Annotated in this window: 15 protein-coding genes and 1 pseudogene; 10 read left to right on the top strand and 6 right to left on the bottom strand. The window is 72.2% G+C overall.

The features are described 5' to 3' along the window. Positions 1-41 precede the first annotated feature (41 nt). On the bottom strand, positions 42-197 hold the full coding sequence (locus ACZ52C_RS32290) for a hypothetical protein (RefSeq protein ID WP_469078080.1): 156 nt from the start codon (positions 195-197) through the stop codon (positions 42-44). 362 nt (positions 198-559) lie between these two features. Then, complete coding sequence (locus ACZ52C_RS32285; RefSeq protein WP_469078079.1) at positions 560-1507, bottom strand: LysR family transcriptional regulator; 948 nt, start codon at positions 1505-1507, stop codon at positions 560-562. Positions 1508-1623: 116 nt separating this feature from the next. On the opposite strand from ACZ52C_RS32285, the gene ACZ52C_RS32280 reads away from it, so the two are divergent. After that, positions 1624-2643, top strand: a complete 1020-nt coding sequence (locus ACZ52C_RS32280) for a winged helix-turn-helix domain-containing protein (protein ID WP_469078078.1) — start codon at positions 1624-1626, stop codon at positions 2641-2643. 38 nt (positions 2644-2681) lie between these two features. Here ACZ52C_RS32280 and ACZ52C_RS32275 read toward each other — a convergent pair whose 3' ends face one another. From ACZ52C_RS32275 to ACZ52C_RS32265, 3 genes are all read right to left on the bottom strand, one after another. Beyond that, positions 2682-3257, bottom strand: coding sequence for a cysteine hydrolase family protein (locus tag ACZ52C_RS32275; RefSeq protein WP_469078077.1), 576 nt, complete (start codon positions 3255-3257; stop codon positions 2682-2684). Between the two features lie 111 nt (positions 3258-3368). After that, positions 3369-4154 (bottom strand): sulfite exporter TauE/SafE family protein, encoded by a 786-nt coding sequence (locus tag ACZ52C_RS32270; RefSeq protein WP_469078076.1) that lies wholly within the window; start codon positions 4152-4154, stop codon positions 3369-3371. Positions 4155-4463: 309 nt separating this feature from the next. Next, entirely contained in the window at positions 4464-5579 is a 1116-nt protein-coding gene (locus ACZ52C_RS32265; protein WP_469078231.1) for a cellulase-like family protein, read from the bottom strand. A gap of 522 nt (positions 5580-6101) precedes the next feature. On the opposite strand from ACZ52C_RS32265, the gene ACZ52C_RS32260 reads away from it, so the two are divergent. The 7 genes and pseudogenes from ACZ52C_RS32260 to ACZ52C_RS32230 all read left to right on the top strand — a co-directional run bounded on the left by ACZ52C_RS32260 (position 6102) and on the right by ACZ52C_RS32230 (position 11164). Continuing rightward, on the top strand, positions 6102-6677 hold the full coding sequence (locus ACZ52C_RS32260) for an SDR family oxidoreductase (RefSeq protein ID WP_469078075.1): 576 nt from the start codon (positions 6102-6104) through the stop codon (positions 6675-6677). Positions 6678-6732: 55 nt separating this feature from the next. Next, positions 6733-7496, top strand: a pseudogene (locus tag ACZ52C_RS32255) (FadR/GntR family transcriptional regulator). Then, entirely contained in the window at positions 7487-8632 is a 1146-nt protein-coding gene (dgoD, locus tag ACZ52C_RS32250; RefSeq protein ID WP_469078074.1) for a galactonate dehydratase, read from the top strand. The pseudogene ACZ52C_RS32255 and the gene dgoD overlap by 10 nt, the downstream one beginning before the upstream one ends. A gap of 52 nt (positions 8633-8684) precedes the next feature. After that, positions 8685-9305 carry a bifunctional 4-hydroxy-2-oxoglutarate aldolase/2-dehydro-3-deoxy-phosphogluconate aldolase gene (locus ACZ52C_RS32245; protein WP_469078073.1) on the top strand — a complete coding sequence of 207 codons (621 nt, stop codon included), beginning with the start codon at positions 8685-8687 and terminating at the stop codon, positions 9303-9305. A 41-nt stretch (positions 9306-9346) separates the two neighbouring features. Next, positions 9347-10267, top strand: a complete 921-nt coding sequence (locus ACZ52C_RS32240; protein ID WP_469078230.1) for a sugar kinase — start codon at positions 9347-9349, stop codon at positions 10265-10267. A 16-nt stretch (positions 10268-10283) separates the two neighbouring features. After that, the gene (locus ACZ52C_RS32235) at positions 10284-10601 is read left to right on the top strand and encodes a hypothetical protein (protein ID WP_469078072.1); all 318 of its coding nucleotides are present in this window, start codon (positions 10284-10286) and stop codon (positions 10599-10601) included. Next, entirely contained in the window at positions 10499-11164 is a 666-nt protein-coding gene (locus tag ACZ52C_RS32230) for an SMP-30/gluconolactonase/LRE family protein (RefSeq protein WP_469078071.1), read from the top strand. Before ACZ52C_RS32235 ends, ACZ52C_RS32230 begins: the two co-directional genes overlap by 103 nt. 68 nt (positions 11165-11232) lie before the next feature. Here the strand turns inward: ACZ52C_RS32230 and ACZ52C_RS32225 are convergent, their stop codons facing one another. After that, positions 11233-12153: a hypothetical protein gene (locus ACZ52C_RS32225; RefSeq protein WP_469078070.1), complete on the bottom strand. Its 921-nt coding sequence runs from the start codon at positions 12151-12153 to the stop codon at positions 11233-11235. 288 nt (positions 12154-12441) lie between these two features. Between ACZ52C_RS32225 and ACZ52C_RS32220 the strand changes: the two genes are divergently transcribed. After that, on the top strand, positions 12442-13152 hold the full coding sequence (locus tag ACZ52C_RS32220; RefSeq protein ID WP_469078229.1) for a hypothetical protein: 711 nt from the start codon (positions 12442-12444) through the stop codon (positions 13150-13152). Between the two features lie 517 nt (positions 13153-13669). After that, a complete protein-coding gene (locus ACZ52C_RS32215) occupies positions 13670-13864 on the top strand; it encodes a hypothetical protein (RefSeq protein ID WP_469078069.1) in 195 nt (64 codons plus the stop codon). Positions 13865-13977 lie beyond the last annotated feature (113 nt).

The following is a 13977-nucleotide window of genomic DNA, read 5'->3' as shown; positions in this document are numbered from 1 at the left end:
ACCTGCGCGATGTCCGGTGACGCGGTTGGTTCGAGGTTCCGTCAGATGCAGTACCAGCGGACACAGGTGCTGGCGGCCGCGTTCGTGCGCTGGGGGATGTCCTGCTCCAGTTCGCCGATGACAAGGTCGAGCTCGTCATCGGCGGACGTCCCGGCCTTGATGCCGGTCTGGGTGTCGGCGGTCGAGATGTGGGTCATGGTGATCCTCCTGGGTCGACGAGTGGTGATCGGAAGAGGGGACGAAGACGGCCCTGATGTCGCCGCCGATCGTGGTGCGGCCGCCCGCGCCGCATGCCGTGCCGACGACGTGGTGGCGACCGCTGGTGCAGCTGACCCCGACGTTCTTGCCGTCGGAGGCGCGGTGCGTGCTGGTCCCGTCGCGACGGCGATGATCACACCCGTCTCGTCCCGTTGCGCACGGCCATGACAGCCGGTTCCCCCTCCGAACGCCGCAGCGGCCGGTCGAGCCGCTGCTCAGCACATCGTGCGGGGGAGCCATGCCGACCGCCATGTTTTCGACGCTCGTCGAAAACATGGGTTCCCTTTCGGCCAGAGATCCATCAGTAGGGCCCCTGGGTGCGCTGTGCCCGTCGAAGGACGTGGCGGGCCGCCTCGCGCAGGGCGGTCACGGTCGGTCCGTCGCGATGGTCGGGGAGCCAGGCGAGTTCGGCCGTCGACACGCCCAGCTCGGGGCAGTGGACGTAGGTGACTCCGGTTCGCGGATAGAGGTGGCGGGCCGCGGAGGGCAGGAAGGCGATCGCCTGATTCTGGGTGACGGCGAAGACCATGGCCTCGGTGTCCCTGATGACGGGACCGTAGCGGACCGGCGTGCCGTCGGGACGCGGGTTGACGGTGAGGTGGTCCCACCACGCGCGAGGCACTTCCGGGGGCATGTCGACCACCGCCCGGTCGGCGAGGTCGGCCAGAGTGACGGTCTCCCGGCCTGCGAGAGGATCGTCGGCGGGCAGGCAGACCACCCGGGTCTCGGTGGCCAGACGCAGGGACTGGATCCCGCCGGGCAGAGGGCCGCGCAGGAACGCGGCGTCGACCTCCCCGGCGAGCAGGGCGCCGAACATGTCGACGAAGGTCAGGTTGCGGACCTCGATCTCCAGGTCCGGGTGGAGCTCGCGGAGGTGGGCGAGGACGGCATGGGCGTGGGGCATGGCCGCTTCGGCGCCGAGGCTGCCGATCAGCAGCCGCCCCCGCGCCGTACCGGCGTGGCGGTCGGCGGTCTGCCGTAATCGGGCCATGGCGTCGACCACCGCTCTCGCCTCCTCGGCCAGGGCCTGGCCGGCCGGGGTGAGCCGCGTTCCACGCCCGCCGCGCGCGACGAGCGTGACACCGAGCCGCTGTTCCAGCGACCTGATCTGCTGGCTGAACGAGGGCTGGGTGACGTAGACGCGTGCTGCGGCCCGTCCGAAGTGGAGTTCCTCGGCGAGAACGAGGAAGAGCCGGAGCTGGTGCAGGCTCGGCTCACGCACGCCACCGGTGCCGCGACCAGGGCTCATGGAGAAAAGGCTATCGACACGAATCCGATCCTCTTCTCGATCTCGACTTCTCCGTACCGATCATCTGCGTCACGATCAAAGGAGTTGTTACCGTGACATGAGCGGCGGGGAGCCACGTGCTTCGCATCCACTTCGGCTGGCGGGACCTGGAGAACGTACGCCTGGCTCAACAGCCTGACCCCCTCTGGGAGTTGATGTGTGCCGTCTGTCGTTTACAGACGGATCAGGGGCCGTTGGAGTTCGGTCACTGGCGCCGGCGGTCCACCCACCTCCTGTCGCGGGACAGCCGCGCCGACGCCGCCCTGCGCACACTGCGCACCTTCATTCCGGCCACCGGGTACATCCCCGACTTCCTGACGCCCCCGGTCACGGGTGACTACCTGGACGCTGCGCTCGAAAGGGTCCGCTCCACACCCCGGGAACGGCTGGTGGCGGAACTCGCCCTGCTCGCCGCGTCGCGGCCGTTGCCGGGATGGGTACGGGGCCCGCACGAACGGTCCACCGCCACACTGCTCCTGATCGCGGACGCCCTGCGGGACTCCTTCCGGGTGCTGCTGGAACCGTACTGGCGGCAGGTGCGCTCGGCGGTGGTCGACGACATCGCCGTCCGCGCGCGGGCGGCGCTCGGCGGAGGCACCGGGGCTCTCCTCGCGGGGCTGCACCCGTTCGCCCGATGGAACCCGCCGTATCTCGACGTCGACTACCCCGTCGAGCGGGAACTGCGCCTGGAAGGACGCGGACTGACGCTCGTGCCCTCGTACTTCTGCTGGCGCAGACCCACGGCGCTCGCCGACCCCGGCCTCGATCCGGTCCTCGTCTACCCGGTCGCGAAGCAGCCCCTCGACAACGCGCTCACCGGCGAGGACGGGCTGGAACGGCTGCTGGGCCGGACGAGGAGCGCGGTCCTCGTCGAGGTGGCCGGTCACCGCACGCGCACGACGACCGAGGTGGCCCAGGCCCTGGGCCTGGCACCGGCCAGTGCGAGCTATCAGATCGGGGTCCTGCGCGGGGCGGGCCTGATCGTCAGCCGCCGTGCCGGCAAGCGGGTCGAGCACTCGGCGACACCGCTGGCCCATGGACTGCTGTCCGGCAGCGGGTCGCCCCTGCCGAGGGAACCGATTTTCCGCTCCGGGTAGGCGTCCGTCTCGGCGAACGCCACGCGGGTCGGCCGACGTCACCGGGTGGCGTGCGCCGGACCGAAGTCGATCTCCTTCGCCATGACGACCTGGGCGCCCATGTTGCGCTGCACCATTTCCAGGGCGGCGGCGAGACGGGAATCGAGCGACGCGACGGCATCCCGGGCGACGGTGACATGAGGATGGCGGATGTGCGCGTCCAGTGCGGAGTGGAGGACGCGCTGTTCGGTGACCTGACCGCTCAGCACCACGTGTCCGACGCCCAGCCGTGACAGGAGACAGGCGAGCGGCGTCTCGTAGACGACGGAGTGGCGGGCCGTCACCCCGAACAACGACTCCTCGTCGGGCCTGATCGGTTCGATCAGGTCGGGGGCGTACGGTCGCGCCAGCGCGATGGCCGACAGTTCCCCGTGGTGGGAGCGCCAGGACCCGAAGTTGTCATTCGCGTAGATCACCGGCACCTCCGCCGCGCGGGCCCGGCCCAGCAGGTCCCCGAGGACGGGCACCACGGGCCGCACCGTGGACACGAGCTGCTCGGCGTCCTCGTGCTCGTACGCGTTGATCATGTCGATCACCACGAGAGCGAGTCCGGTGGCTTCTCCGAGGCCGTCCATGGCACGCGCCGCTCTCGCGTTTCAAGCCGCGGCTCCGTTCGGCGCTGCCGGGCACATGCCGTCGTGCCGGACGCGTCGAACGGGACGAGGACGACGAGTCGAACCGGATTGTCAGCGCATGGCGGTGATCGCGTAGAGGGCACCGAGAGCGGCGGCGAGGGAGCCGAGGAGGAGCCGAAGGAGCGTCTCGGGCAGGCGAGGCTGGAGGCGCGCGCCGAGGTAGCCGCCGATGAGACCGCCCGCACCGCAGCTGAGCCCGAGAAACCAGTCGGGGGCGATGTCGCCGCCGTGCGCCGACGCCAGCAGGGCAAAAGTGGCAGCTCCGACGACCGATGTGGCGAAGGTGGAGGCCAGAGCGGCCGGAGCGACCTCGGTCACCGGCATGCCGCGACCGACGAGGACGGGGCCGAGGATCGAGCCGCCGCCGATGCCGTAGATGCCGCCCACGATCCCGACGATGAGCGCGAGGCCGGTCACCGCTCGGGGCGACGGCTCGGGGCGTGGGCTCTCCGAGCGGCCAGGACGAAGAGTCCGGACGATCAGCCAGGTGCCGAGCGGCAGCAGCAACGCCGCTACCAAGAGACGGAAGACGGCCGGGCCGGGGAGCAGGAAGACACGGATGACGGCACCCACGACGACGCCGGGCAGGGTACCGAGCACGAGCCCGCGCACGAGCGGACCCCTCAAGGCACCGTCACGCCGGTAACGCAGCAGGGCGCCAGGGCCGGCCACGACGTTGTAGAGCAGGTTCGTCGGCGTGACCGCCGGACTGGGCACGCCGAAGACGCTCAGCTGTACCGGCAGCAGGAACACGGCTCCGGACACACCCACCGGCGCGGTGACCAGGGCGATCAGCAGCCCTGCCGCAAGACCGGCTGCACCCTGCTCCCACACCACAACGCCCCCCGTGTCACCCCGGGTCCGCCTCGAACCCGCGTCGCCGCAGCGTAGACCGACGCTGTGTGTACCGCCTACCTGGAGGGCCGTTCGATCGCTGCCCTCGCGCGCGACCACGGCGCCATCCGCATCGCCGCCGCTGCCCTCCTGCCCGGGTACACCGCAGTCGGCGGCGGGCTCGCGTCGTGGGAGGGCGCGGGAGTCAGCCGGCTGGGTCGTGTCTCTTCGGGTGTCCGCGGCCGGACGGCGGAGGGGGAGGCGGTCCCCGCCCGCTCGTCCGCCGCGTGGCGGGCCGCTGTGGCGGCAGGGTCAGGCCGCTGTGACGCGGGCGTTGACCCGGCGCATCCAGTCGCGGTCGGTGTGCCACATGGGGTGGTGCGGGGCCGCGTTCGACGTCAGGACGACGCCCCGGAAGCCCGCGGCGAGGCAGCGGTCGACGACGAACTCCGCGATGTCCTTGCCGACGGCGTCCTCCTCGAAGCGGGTGAGCAGCGGGGTGTACCCGACGACACCTTCACCGAGCACCGCGGGGATGCCGCGCAGCCGGGCGAACTCGGCCACGGAGTCGACCCACCCGGCCAGCGTGTCCCGCATGGCCTGCCGGTGCGCCGGATAGTTCTCGTACAGCCACAGGTCCCAGCGGTCGGGGTCGACCCAGTCGTGCGCGTAGAACAGTTCGCGCGGGATGCCGGTGGCGGCCAGTCGCCAGGGCTCGTCCGGCTGGTGGTCGGCGAAGGCGGGCGCGTCGGGGCGCAGCATGGCGGCCAGTTCGGGGGTGGGCCAGGACGCCGTCTCGGGTGCCGCCTCGGGGCCGTGCCCGAGTCCGACCGCCTCGTACAGCGCGCCGAGCACGCCGTAGACGTAGAAGTGGAAGTGCGCGATCTGCGCCCCCTGCGGCAGGTCGTCGATCTCGCTCGGCCAGGGCTCGCCCAGCGAGTAGGTGACGGGGATGGCGGGGTGCCGGGCATGCAGCAGCTTCACGGCACGGTCGAGAGGGTCGCGCAGGTAGGCGTAGTGGGTGACGCCGTCGCGCGGTACGAGGGAGCAGTTGTCGACCTCGTCGTGCACCTCGACGTAGGCGACCTGGCCGGCCAGTCCGCGCTCGGTGAGGAAGTCGAGGAGTCCGGCGAGCGCTTCGGCCACCGCCTCGGCGCGGTCCGGGCCGGGGACCTCCGCCAGGGCGCGGTGCCAGGCGTCGGTGTCGGCGAAGCTGGGGGACTGCTGGTACTCCCAGGAGGACATGATCACCTGGCAGTCGTGGCGGGCGGCCGCCTCGAACAGTTCGACGAGCCGGCGGCGGCCGTCCAGCGGATAGCCGCCGCGCACGTCGTACCACCGGGTGCGCTGTCCGAACTCCTCGCCGAGGCCGCGTACCTCGATCGAGTCCGGATCGGGGACGCGTCCGGAGAACAGCAGGAAGGGCATCGCGCACACGCGCACGGTGTTGAAGTCCGGTCCACCGCCTCGGCGAAGGCGCGGTCGAGGTCGGCGAACGGCTCGCCGGGGACTGCCCAGGCTCATGTGCCATGACCGAACCCATCCACCCGTCCCGGCGCACCGTCGTCACGGCACTCGGCGCGGCCGCCGTCGTCGCGCTCCCCGCCTGGCCGGAGACGGCGCGCGCGGCGGACGGCACGTCCGGGGCCGCCGACGGCCCCGTCCTCGACACCCACCCGGCCACCGAGCCCTCCGGCACCCATGTGCGCGACGTCGGCGGCACCAACGTCGTCTTCCAGTACGGCACGGTGCTCCCGGCCTTCGACGGCTGGCGCACCCACGAACCCACGCGCGACTACCTGTCCCTGGACAGGCGCTGGCGTTTCCGGTTCGACCCCACCGGCCAGGGACTCGACGAAGGCCGGCACTCCCCGCGCCACGACGACCGGACCTGGGGCCGCATCGGCGTCCCGGCGGCCTGGGATCTGCTGGACACCCCCGGATTAGTTCGTGCACTGCGACGTGACCTCGGCCGCCGACTGGGAACACCTGGCCCGCCACGTCGACGAGCACCACGGCCGGCTGGACGTGCTGCACAGCAACGCCTTCGCCCAGCTCAACAAGCCCGCCCACGAACTGAGCGAGGCCGAGTGGGACGGTCAGATGGCGGTGCTGCTCAAACCCGCCTGGCGCGCGATGAAGACGTTCGCGGCCATGCTGCGCGAGGCGAAGGGCTCCGTCGTCCTGACCTCGCCGGTGCACGCCATCATCGGCCTGCCGAACCATGCCGCCTACGCCGCCGCGAAGGGCGCGCTGTGCTCGCTGGGGCGGCAGTTGGCCGTCGAGTACGGTCCCGCCATCCGGGTCAACACCGTGCTGCCCGGCCCCATCCTGACCGCCGCCTGGGACGGGATCCCGGAGCCCGACCGGGCGCGCAGCGTCGCGGCCACGGCGGCCGGACGGTTCGGGCAGCCGGAGGAGGTGGCAGCCGCCGTCGCCTTCCTGGCATCGTCGGACGCCTCCTGTGTGACCGGCGCGAGCCTGCTGGTCGATGGAGGATGGAGCGTCATGAAGGAGTCCTCGTGAGCGACGCGCACCGTGCGGTGGGCCGGGCGCAGGGACCGATACGGAAACGGAGAACGTGGTGACCCATCCCCCCAAGGGGCTGCACGCGCAGGCGGTGGAGGAGCTGGGCCGGCGCATCATCCGGGGCGACTACCCCCGGGCTCCGTCGTCGACCCGGTCAAGTTCGAGACCGAACTCGGCGTCAGCAAGACCGTCGTGCGCGAGGCGCTGCGTGTACTGGCGGCCAAGGGCCTGCTGGAGTCGAAGCAGAAACGCGGTACGACCATCCGGCCCCGCGCCGACTGGAACCCGCTCGACAGCGACCTGCTGCGCCGGCAGGGCAGCAGCGCTCCCACCGACGGGTTCCTGGAGGACCTCGCCGAGGTCCGCGCGATCGTCGAACCCGCCGGAGCCAGGCTCGCCGCGGCCCGCCGCACCCCCGCCGACCTGGACGCCCTGCGGCAGGCACTCGACGCGATGGCGGCCGCCGGAACGGACGCGGAGGCGATGGTCGAGGCCGACCTGGCCTTCCACCGCGCCCTGCTGGACGCCGCGCACAACGAACTGCTCAGCCGGATGGAGGTCGTCATCGAGGCCGGCCTGCGTGGGCGCGACCGCATCGTGCACGGCGCCCGGCACTTCTCCGACTCCCTCCCCGTGCACCAGGACCTGCTCGACGCGGTCGAGGCGGGCGATCCGGAGGCCGCGGTGAAGGCCGTCGAGTCCCTGCTCGCCCAGGCGTCCTACGACCTGGCCGCCGTACAGAGCCGGGAAGACCACGAGGACACCGCGACCGACCCCGCGACCGACCTGTTCCGCGAGGAAACTTCTTGCAAATAACCGGACTTGAGACGTTCCTGGTGGCTCCGCGCTGGCTGTTCCTGCGCATCGCCACCGACGAGGGTGTCACCGGATGGGGCGAGCCCGTGATCGAGGGCCGCGCCGAGACCGTACGCGCCGCGGTGCACGAACTGGCCGACTACCTCGTCGGCCGCGACCCGTTGCGCATCGAGGACCACTGGCAGGTGCTCACCAAGGGCGGCTTCTACCGGGGCGGCCCGATCCTCTCCAGCGCCGTCGCCGGCATCGACCAGGCCCTGTGGGACATCGCCGGCAAGACCTACGGCGTCCCCGTGCACCGCCTCCTCGGCGGCCCCGTCCGCGACCGCGTCCGGATGTATGCCTGGATCGGCGGCGACCGTCCCGGCGAGGTCGCGGAGCCGGCCGAGGAACAGATGAAGGCGGGCTTCACCGCCGTGAAGATGAACGGCTCGGCCGAACTCGCCCCGATCGACACCCCGGCCCGCACCGCCGAGGTCGTCGCCCGCGTCGCGGCCGTCCGCGACGTGCTGGGCGACGAGCGGGACATCGCCGTCGACTTCCACGGCCGGGCCTCCACCGCCGTGGCACACCGACTGCTGCCCCAACTGGAGCCGCTGCACCCGCTGTTCGTCGAGGAACCCGTCCGGCCGGAGCACTCCGACCACCTGCGGAGCCTGGCGCAGTCCACGAGCATTCCGCTCGCCACCGGCGAACGCCTCTACTCACGCTGGGACTTCCACGAGGTCATGGCCGGCGGCATCGACGTCGCCCAGCCCGACCTCTCGCACGCCGGCGGCATCTCCGAGGTCCGCCGGATCGCCGCCATGGCCGAGACGTACGACGTCACGCTGGCCCCGCACTGCCCCCTCGGCCCGATCGCCCTGGCCGCGAGCCTCCAGATCGCCTTCTCCGTACCGAACTTCCTCATCCAGGAACAGAGCATGGGCATCCACTACAACCAGCAGTGCGACCTGCTGGAGTATGTGATGGACCCCGAACCCTTCCGCTTCCAGGACGGACACGCCGTCGCGAGCACCCGCCCCGGACTCGGCGTCGACATCGACGAGAAGGCCGTACGCAGGGCCGCCGAGACCGGACACCGCTGGCGCAACCCCGTGTGGCGCGGCACCGACGGCGCGTTCACCGAATGGTGACCGGGGCCCGGCCGCCCCTCTCGAACCGAACCCGCAAGGAGAGCCCGCTTTCATGCACCTGGTGGAATCCCTCCGACGCCAACGGCTGTTGGCGATCGTACGGGGCAAGGACCCCGTCGCCGCCCTGCGCACGGTGCGCACCCTCGTGGAAGAGGGCATCGTGGCCGTCGAGATATCGCTGACCACCGCGGACGCCCTTGCCGTGCTCAGGCAGGCCCGGGCCGCGCTCGGCCCCGACGCCCTCCTCGGCGCCGGCACGGTGCGCTCCGCGGCGGACGCCGCCCGCGCGGTCGACGCCGGAGCGTCGTACCTCGTCACCCCGGCACTGGTCGATGGGCTGGCGCCGTACGGCGTGCCCGTGCTGATGGGCGCCCTGACACCGAGCGAGATCGAAGCCGCCCTCGCACGCGGCGCAGACGCGATCAAGCTCTTCCCCGGCTCGCTCGGCGGACCCGGCTACCTGCGGGCCCTGCGCGACCCGTTCCCCGAGGTGCCCTTCGTGCCCGTCGGGGGAGTGGACGCACAGGCCGCCCGTGACTACCTGGCCCGGGGCGCCCTCGCCGTCGGTGTCGGCTCCCCGCTCGTCGGCGACGCGGCCGACGGCGGCGACCTGGACCAACTCCGGGCCCGAGCAGCCGAGTTCCGCAGCGTGGCCGTAGGGGAGATGCCGTGACGACAGTGGCCCCACCCGAAGTGGTGACCTTCGGCGAGACCATGGCCGCGCTGCGCGCCCACGGCGCCCTGCGGATGGGCGGCAGTCTCGGCCTCTCCGTGGCCGGAGCCGAGTCCAACGTCGCCATCGGCCTCGCCCGGCTCGGGCACCAGGTGCGCTGGGCGGGCCGGGTCGGCGCGGACGAACTCGGTGCGCTGGTCCTGCGTACCCTGCGCGCCGAAGGGATCGACCTCAGCCACGCGGCCACCGACGACACCGGACGGCCGACCGGGGTGCTGCTGACGGAACCCCGCCTGGGCACGCTGACCCGCGTCAGTTACTACCGCACCGGTTCGGCGGGTTCGGCCCTCACACCGGCCGGCGTACTGCCCGCGCTGGCTTCCGGAACCCGCATCCTGCACCTGACCGGCATCACCCCGGCGCTCGGTCCCTCGGCTGCCGAGACCGTCCTGGCCGCCGCCACGGCCGCCCGCGACGCGGGCATCACCGTATGCCTCGACATCAACTACCGCTCCAGGCTGTGGACAGCCGACCACGCCCGCGCCGCCCTCAGGCCGCTGCTGGCCCACACCGACCTGCTCGTCGCCTCCGAGGACGAGTTGCCGCTGGTGCTGCAAGGCCCTGCGGTGGATGAGTCGGAGGCCGTGAAGAGCCTGCTGGAGGCGGGCGTCCAAGAGGTGATCGTCAAACGCGGCGCACACGGTGCGACGGTCGTCTCCGCCGAGGGAACCGTCGACCGCGCCGCGCGGCAGGTCGACGCCGTCGACCTGGTCGGCGCAGGCGACGCCTTCGTGGCCGGATACCTGTCCGGCCTCCTCGACGGCGCGAACGTCGAGGATCGCCTGCACCGGGCCGTCACCACCGCCGCCTTCGCGGTCGCCACCCGGGGCGACTGGGAAGGGCTCCCCACCCGCGACGAACTGGGCCTGTTCGACGAACCCGACGGCACGACCGTCCGCTGACGACACGAGGTGACTCATGCGATCTCCGACAGTGCCCGTCACGGTCGTCGTGGACGGAGAGTACGAACTCGCCGAGGGCGGGCGCTGGGTCGACGGCCGGTACGTGTATGTCGACATCCTCAGCGGCCGGCTCTTCGAACTGCGCGACGACACGGAACCGGCCCCTCGCCAACTGGCCGCACTCGACGTGCCGTTGGGCGCCGTCGCGCCGGTGCGCGACCGGCCGCAGGCGTGGATCGCCGCCGTGGGCACGGGCATGCCCTCCTCACCGCCGACGGCGCACTGGAACGGCTGGACCGGCCCGAGGACCGGACCCCCGTGCCCAGCAGGATGAACGACGGTGTCGCCGACCCCGCCGGCCGCTTCTGGGCCGGGAGCATGGCCTACGACGGCACCCCCGGCGCGGGCTCGCTCCACCGAACGGATCCCGACGGCACGGTCGTACGCGCCCTCGACGGCCTGACCATCCCCAACGGCCCGGCGTTCACCGCCGACGGCACCACCCTGTACCTGGCCGACTCGGCCGCCGGGACCATCCTCCGCTGCCGCGTCGACCCCGTCTCGGGTGCGCTGTCCGCCCCGGGGACGTTCGCCCGGCTGCGCGACGGAGAAGGCAGCCCCGACGGCATGAGCGTCGATGAGGAGGACTGCTTGTGGGTCGCGATGTGGGGCGCCGGAGCCATCCGCCGGTACCACCCCGACGGCCGTCTGCTCCGCACCATCACCGTGCCCGCCCCGCACCCCACGTCGGTGTGCCTGCCGCCGAGGGGCAACCGCCTCCTGGTCACCACGGCCCGGCACGGCGTGAGGAATCCGACCGCGGCCTCCGGTGCGGTGCTCGGCATCCCCGTGCCGGTCAGGGGGACAGCGGCTTGTTCCTGGCGGGGCCGCCGCTGAGAACGACCCATGATCCGACCCGGGCGGGAAGCCCGAGCCCGTCCGCCCCCAGCGGGCCGCATGCTCAACTAACCCTGGGTGATCGTCTTTTCTCGCATCATGGTCTCCAGTTCCCCGTCGGACAGCGGGTGCAGTGTGTTCAGCAGGTGGCGCAGACCGGGTTCGTCGAGGGACTGGCTGGAGACCTCGACCTCCGCGCCCCGGTGCACGCGGATCAGTCTGATGTGGTGGCCGTCGTCGGGGAGAGCACTGGCCACCCGGATCTCACCGCGTTCGTCCACGGTGCAGCTCACGTCCTTCTGCGCCAGCAGAGCGCACGTCGCTCTCGGCGTGTTCGGCGAGCGGACCGTCAGGTTCACGTATCCGCTCCGGTCGGGCTCGACCGGGAGGTAGTCGACGCTGAACTGGCCGCCCGCCACCACGGCACGGGAGATACGCATCCCCGGCGGGGTGTCCCCCACGTACAGCAGCTCCGGACGTTCCCGGTACCGCGCGACCTCCGCAGCGTGCCGACGCTGCTCCGCCTGCTGCGGACCGACGAAGCCCCCGTAGACCACGCCTGCCGCCAGCACGGCGATCGCCCCCAGTCGCACCCGCCGGCTCGGCACGAAGAACGCCGCGGCCACCGCGTACGGCACTCCGGTCAGCGCGATCCGCATGCCGGCGCTCCCCAGATCGACCTCCCCGCCGTAGGCGGCCAGGCCGGCCAGGACGCCGAGCGTGCCGAGGACGAACACCAGGACCGCCCAGCCGAATCGACGCGGCGTGGAATCGCACAGCGGCACGACCGTGCGCGCGGGGAGGCCCGCCGTGGCCAGCAGGATCACCGTCAGCGGCACGCCCAGGGCGAAGGTCGACACGGCCGCCCCCGCACCGCCGCCCCAGCCCGCCATCACCAGCCCGAACCCGAGTACCGGCATCGCCGCCGCCATCGTCGCCCAGACCAGAAGGAGATGAAGTGCCGTCAGTGCGCCTCTGCCACTCGTCATGTCAGAAGGCTGCCAGCCCGTCCGCCGACGGACATGAGTACTCCTACTCAGTGCATCCCCCTCCCAGGTCGGCAGGATCGGCTCCCTCCGGTACGCGGCTGAAGGTGACGAGCCGGCCCCGTCCGCTCCGCCGGGCAGGGGCCGCGAGTTACGGAACAGGGACAACTCGGTGCAACCGTGCCCCACCCGTCCGCGTCTCCGCTCCTGCCCAGCGGGAATGCCGGGCCATGGTGCGACGGGGAGTGACGAGTGAACCGATCCAGAGGATGGGCGAGACGGGTGTCCCAGATGGCCGCCGCGGGGCTGGTCGCGGGGCTGGTCGTGGCCTGCGGGCCGAAGGACTCGGCCGCGGGGGAAGCGGCCGTGAGCGGGAAGCCGGACAAGACGTCGAAGCCGGCGACCGCCACACCGGCCAAGACACCCGACAGCCCGGCGAAGACACCCGGTGGCCCGGCGAAGAAGCCCGGTACCCCCACCACGCCCCCGTCCCCGAAGCCGAGCGGTACGGCAGCCGGCGGCGCCAAGGCCCTGACCTGCGAACAGCTGCGGAACGCGTCTCTGGACGGCGGAGGGCTGGAGGGATACGGCATCTCGGGAGCCGCCCTCAGCGCAGGACGCTGGGAAGGCGCGGACGGTGTCGTGATCGAGCTGCAACCGCAGTGCGCGATCGGTGACATCACCGGGGACAGCGCGCCCGACGCCGTGGGAGCCCTGAAGATCTCGACCGGCGGCACCGGAAAGTTCTACACGCTGGTGACCTGGCGCAACGACGGCGGCACCCCCGTCCCCGCGGCCGCCGCCGAGCTCGGCGACCGTACGCCCGTGGTCTCCATCGACTTCCCGTCCGGCGGGGCGCCACGACAGGTGACCGTCGTCTACCGGACCCGCGGCGACGACGATCCGGCGGCCGTCGTCACCCTCACCCGTACCGCCGTGTACGAGGTCAGCGAACCCACCATGGTGGAACTGCACCACAGCGACGCCCCGTACACGCCGTAATCGGCGACAACCGAGTCGGCAGGTGGGCTGGCGACAGGCCCTGACGACCGTCACGCGGGTACCAGCCGGAGCGAGATCCTCGTCGCCCCACAGCCCGTCGAGGCGGTCTGCCTGCTCACCGGAACGGGGGTGGAGCGACAACGGACACCTCGACGACTGCGTCGGCCTTCGCAACAGCCAGACCCAGCCGTCCCCGGGTCGCCGGCACCAGCAGCAGGGCCCACCCCGGCGGGCACGGTCACCGCGGCGACGGCCGCCAGCACCAGCACGCCCAGCGCCATCGCCGCCGTCCCGAGCCCGCCGACGAGCTGCCCGAGCGCGGCACCGGAGGTCCGCAGGGCCTGGACGACGACCTTCCGCGGACGCTCGGCGGCGGGGTCGGCGTCAGGGGGGCGGTGGGGTCGGCGTCCGCGGCGCCCGTGGGGCCGCCGGGGCTGCCGTGTCGGTGGGGTCGGTTGTCGTCGTGCTCACTCCACTCCTGATGCGCGCCAACGACCCTACGGGCAGGCCCACTTCCATGAAGTACAGCAGGCTGTACCACCGATCCGGTTCGGTAGGTGGGATCGGCCGAGAGGGGTCGCCGTCCGTAGCGTCGCAGACATCAACCGGGACGCCGGCCGAGACATCAGCCGAGCCCCCGCCGAAGGAGCCCGCGATGGCGACCACCGACCCCTACCGACTGACCGTCGTCGTCGCGGCCGACCAGGAGTAGCACCCGGACGGCGACCTGCCGCTCTCCCTCCCCGAGCGCGCCCGGGTCCCCTCGTCGCTGGGCGACCGGCTCTCGTACGTGCCCGGGGTGACGGCCGTGGTTCGGTGACCTCG

The sequence above is a fragment of the Streptomyces sp. NPDC034049 genome (assembly GCF_055575575.1).
The sequence above is the reverse complement of the archived record's forward strand: the minus strand, read 5'-3'. Positions and strand labels throughout refer to the sequence as shown.

What these genes read in the sequence shown, in the direction of transcription:
- ACZ52C_RS32290 (WP_469078080.1), bottom strand. Translation starts at nt 197, where the DNA reads ATGACCCACATCTCGACCGCCGACACCCAGACCGGCATCAAGGCCGGG.
- ACZ52C_RS32285 (WP_469078079.1), bottom strand. Translation starts at nt 1,507, where the DNA reads ATGAGCCCTGGTCGCGGCACCGGTGGCGTGCGTGAGCCGAGCCTGCAC.
- ACZ52C_RS32275 (WP_469078077.1), bottom strand. Translation starts at nt 3,257, where the DNA reads ATGGACGGCCTCGGAGAAGCCACCGGACTCGCTCTCGTGGTGATCGAC.
- ACZ52C_RS32265 (WP_469078231.1), bottom strand. Translation starts at nt 5,579, where the DNA reads ATGCCCTTCCTGCTGTTCTCCGGACGCGTCCCCGATCCGGACTCGATC.
- ACZ52C_RS32245 (WP_469078073.1), top strand. Translation starts at nt 8,685, where the DNA reads ATGCACCTGGTGGAATCCCTCCGACGCCAACGGCTGTTGGCGATCGTA.
- ACZ52C_RS32240 (WP_469078230.1), top strand. Translation starts at nt 9,347, where the DNA reads ATGGCCGCGCTGCGCGCCCACGGCGCCCTGCGGATGGGCGGCAGTCTC.
- ACZ52C_RS32235 (WP_469078072.1), top strand. Translation starts at nt 10,284, where the DNA reads ATGCGATCTCCGACAGTGCCCGTCACGGTCGTCGTGGACGGAGAGTAC.
- ACZ52C_RS32225 (WP_469078070.1), bottom strand. Translation starts at nt 12,153, where the DNA reads ATGACGAGTGGCAGAGGCGCACTGACGGCACTTCATCTCCTTCTGGTC.
- ACZ52C_RS32220 (WP_469078229.1), top strand. Translation starts at nt 12,442, where the DNA reads ATGGCCGCCGCGGGGCTGGTCGCGGGGCTGGTCGTGGCCTGCGGGCCG.
- ACZ52C_RS32215 (WP_469078069.1), top strand. Translation starts at nt 13,670, where the DNA reads ATGAAGTACAGCAGGCTGTACCACCGATCCGGTTCGGTAGGTGGGATC.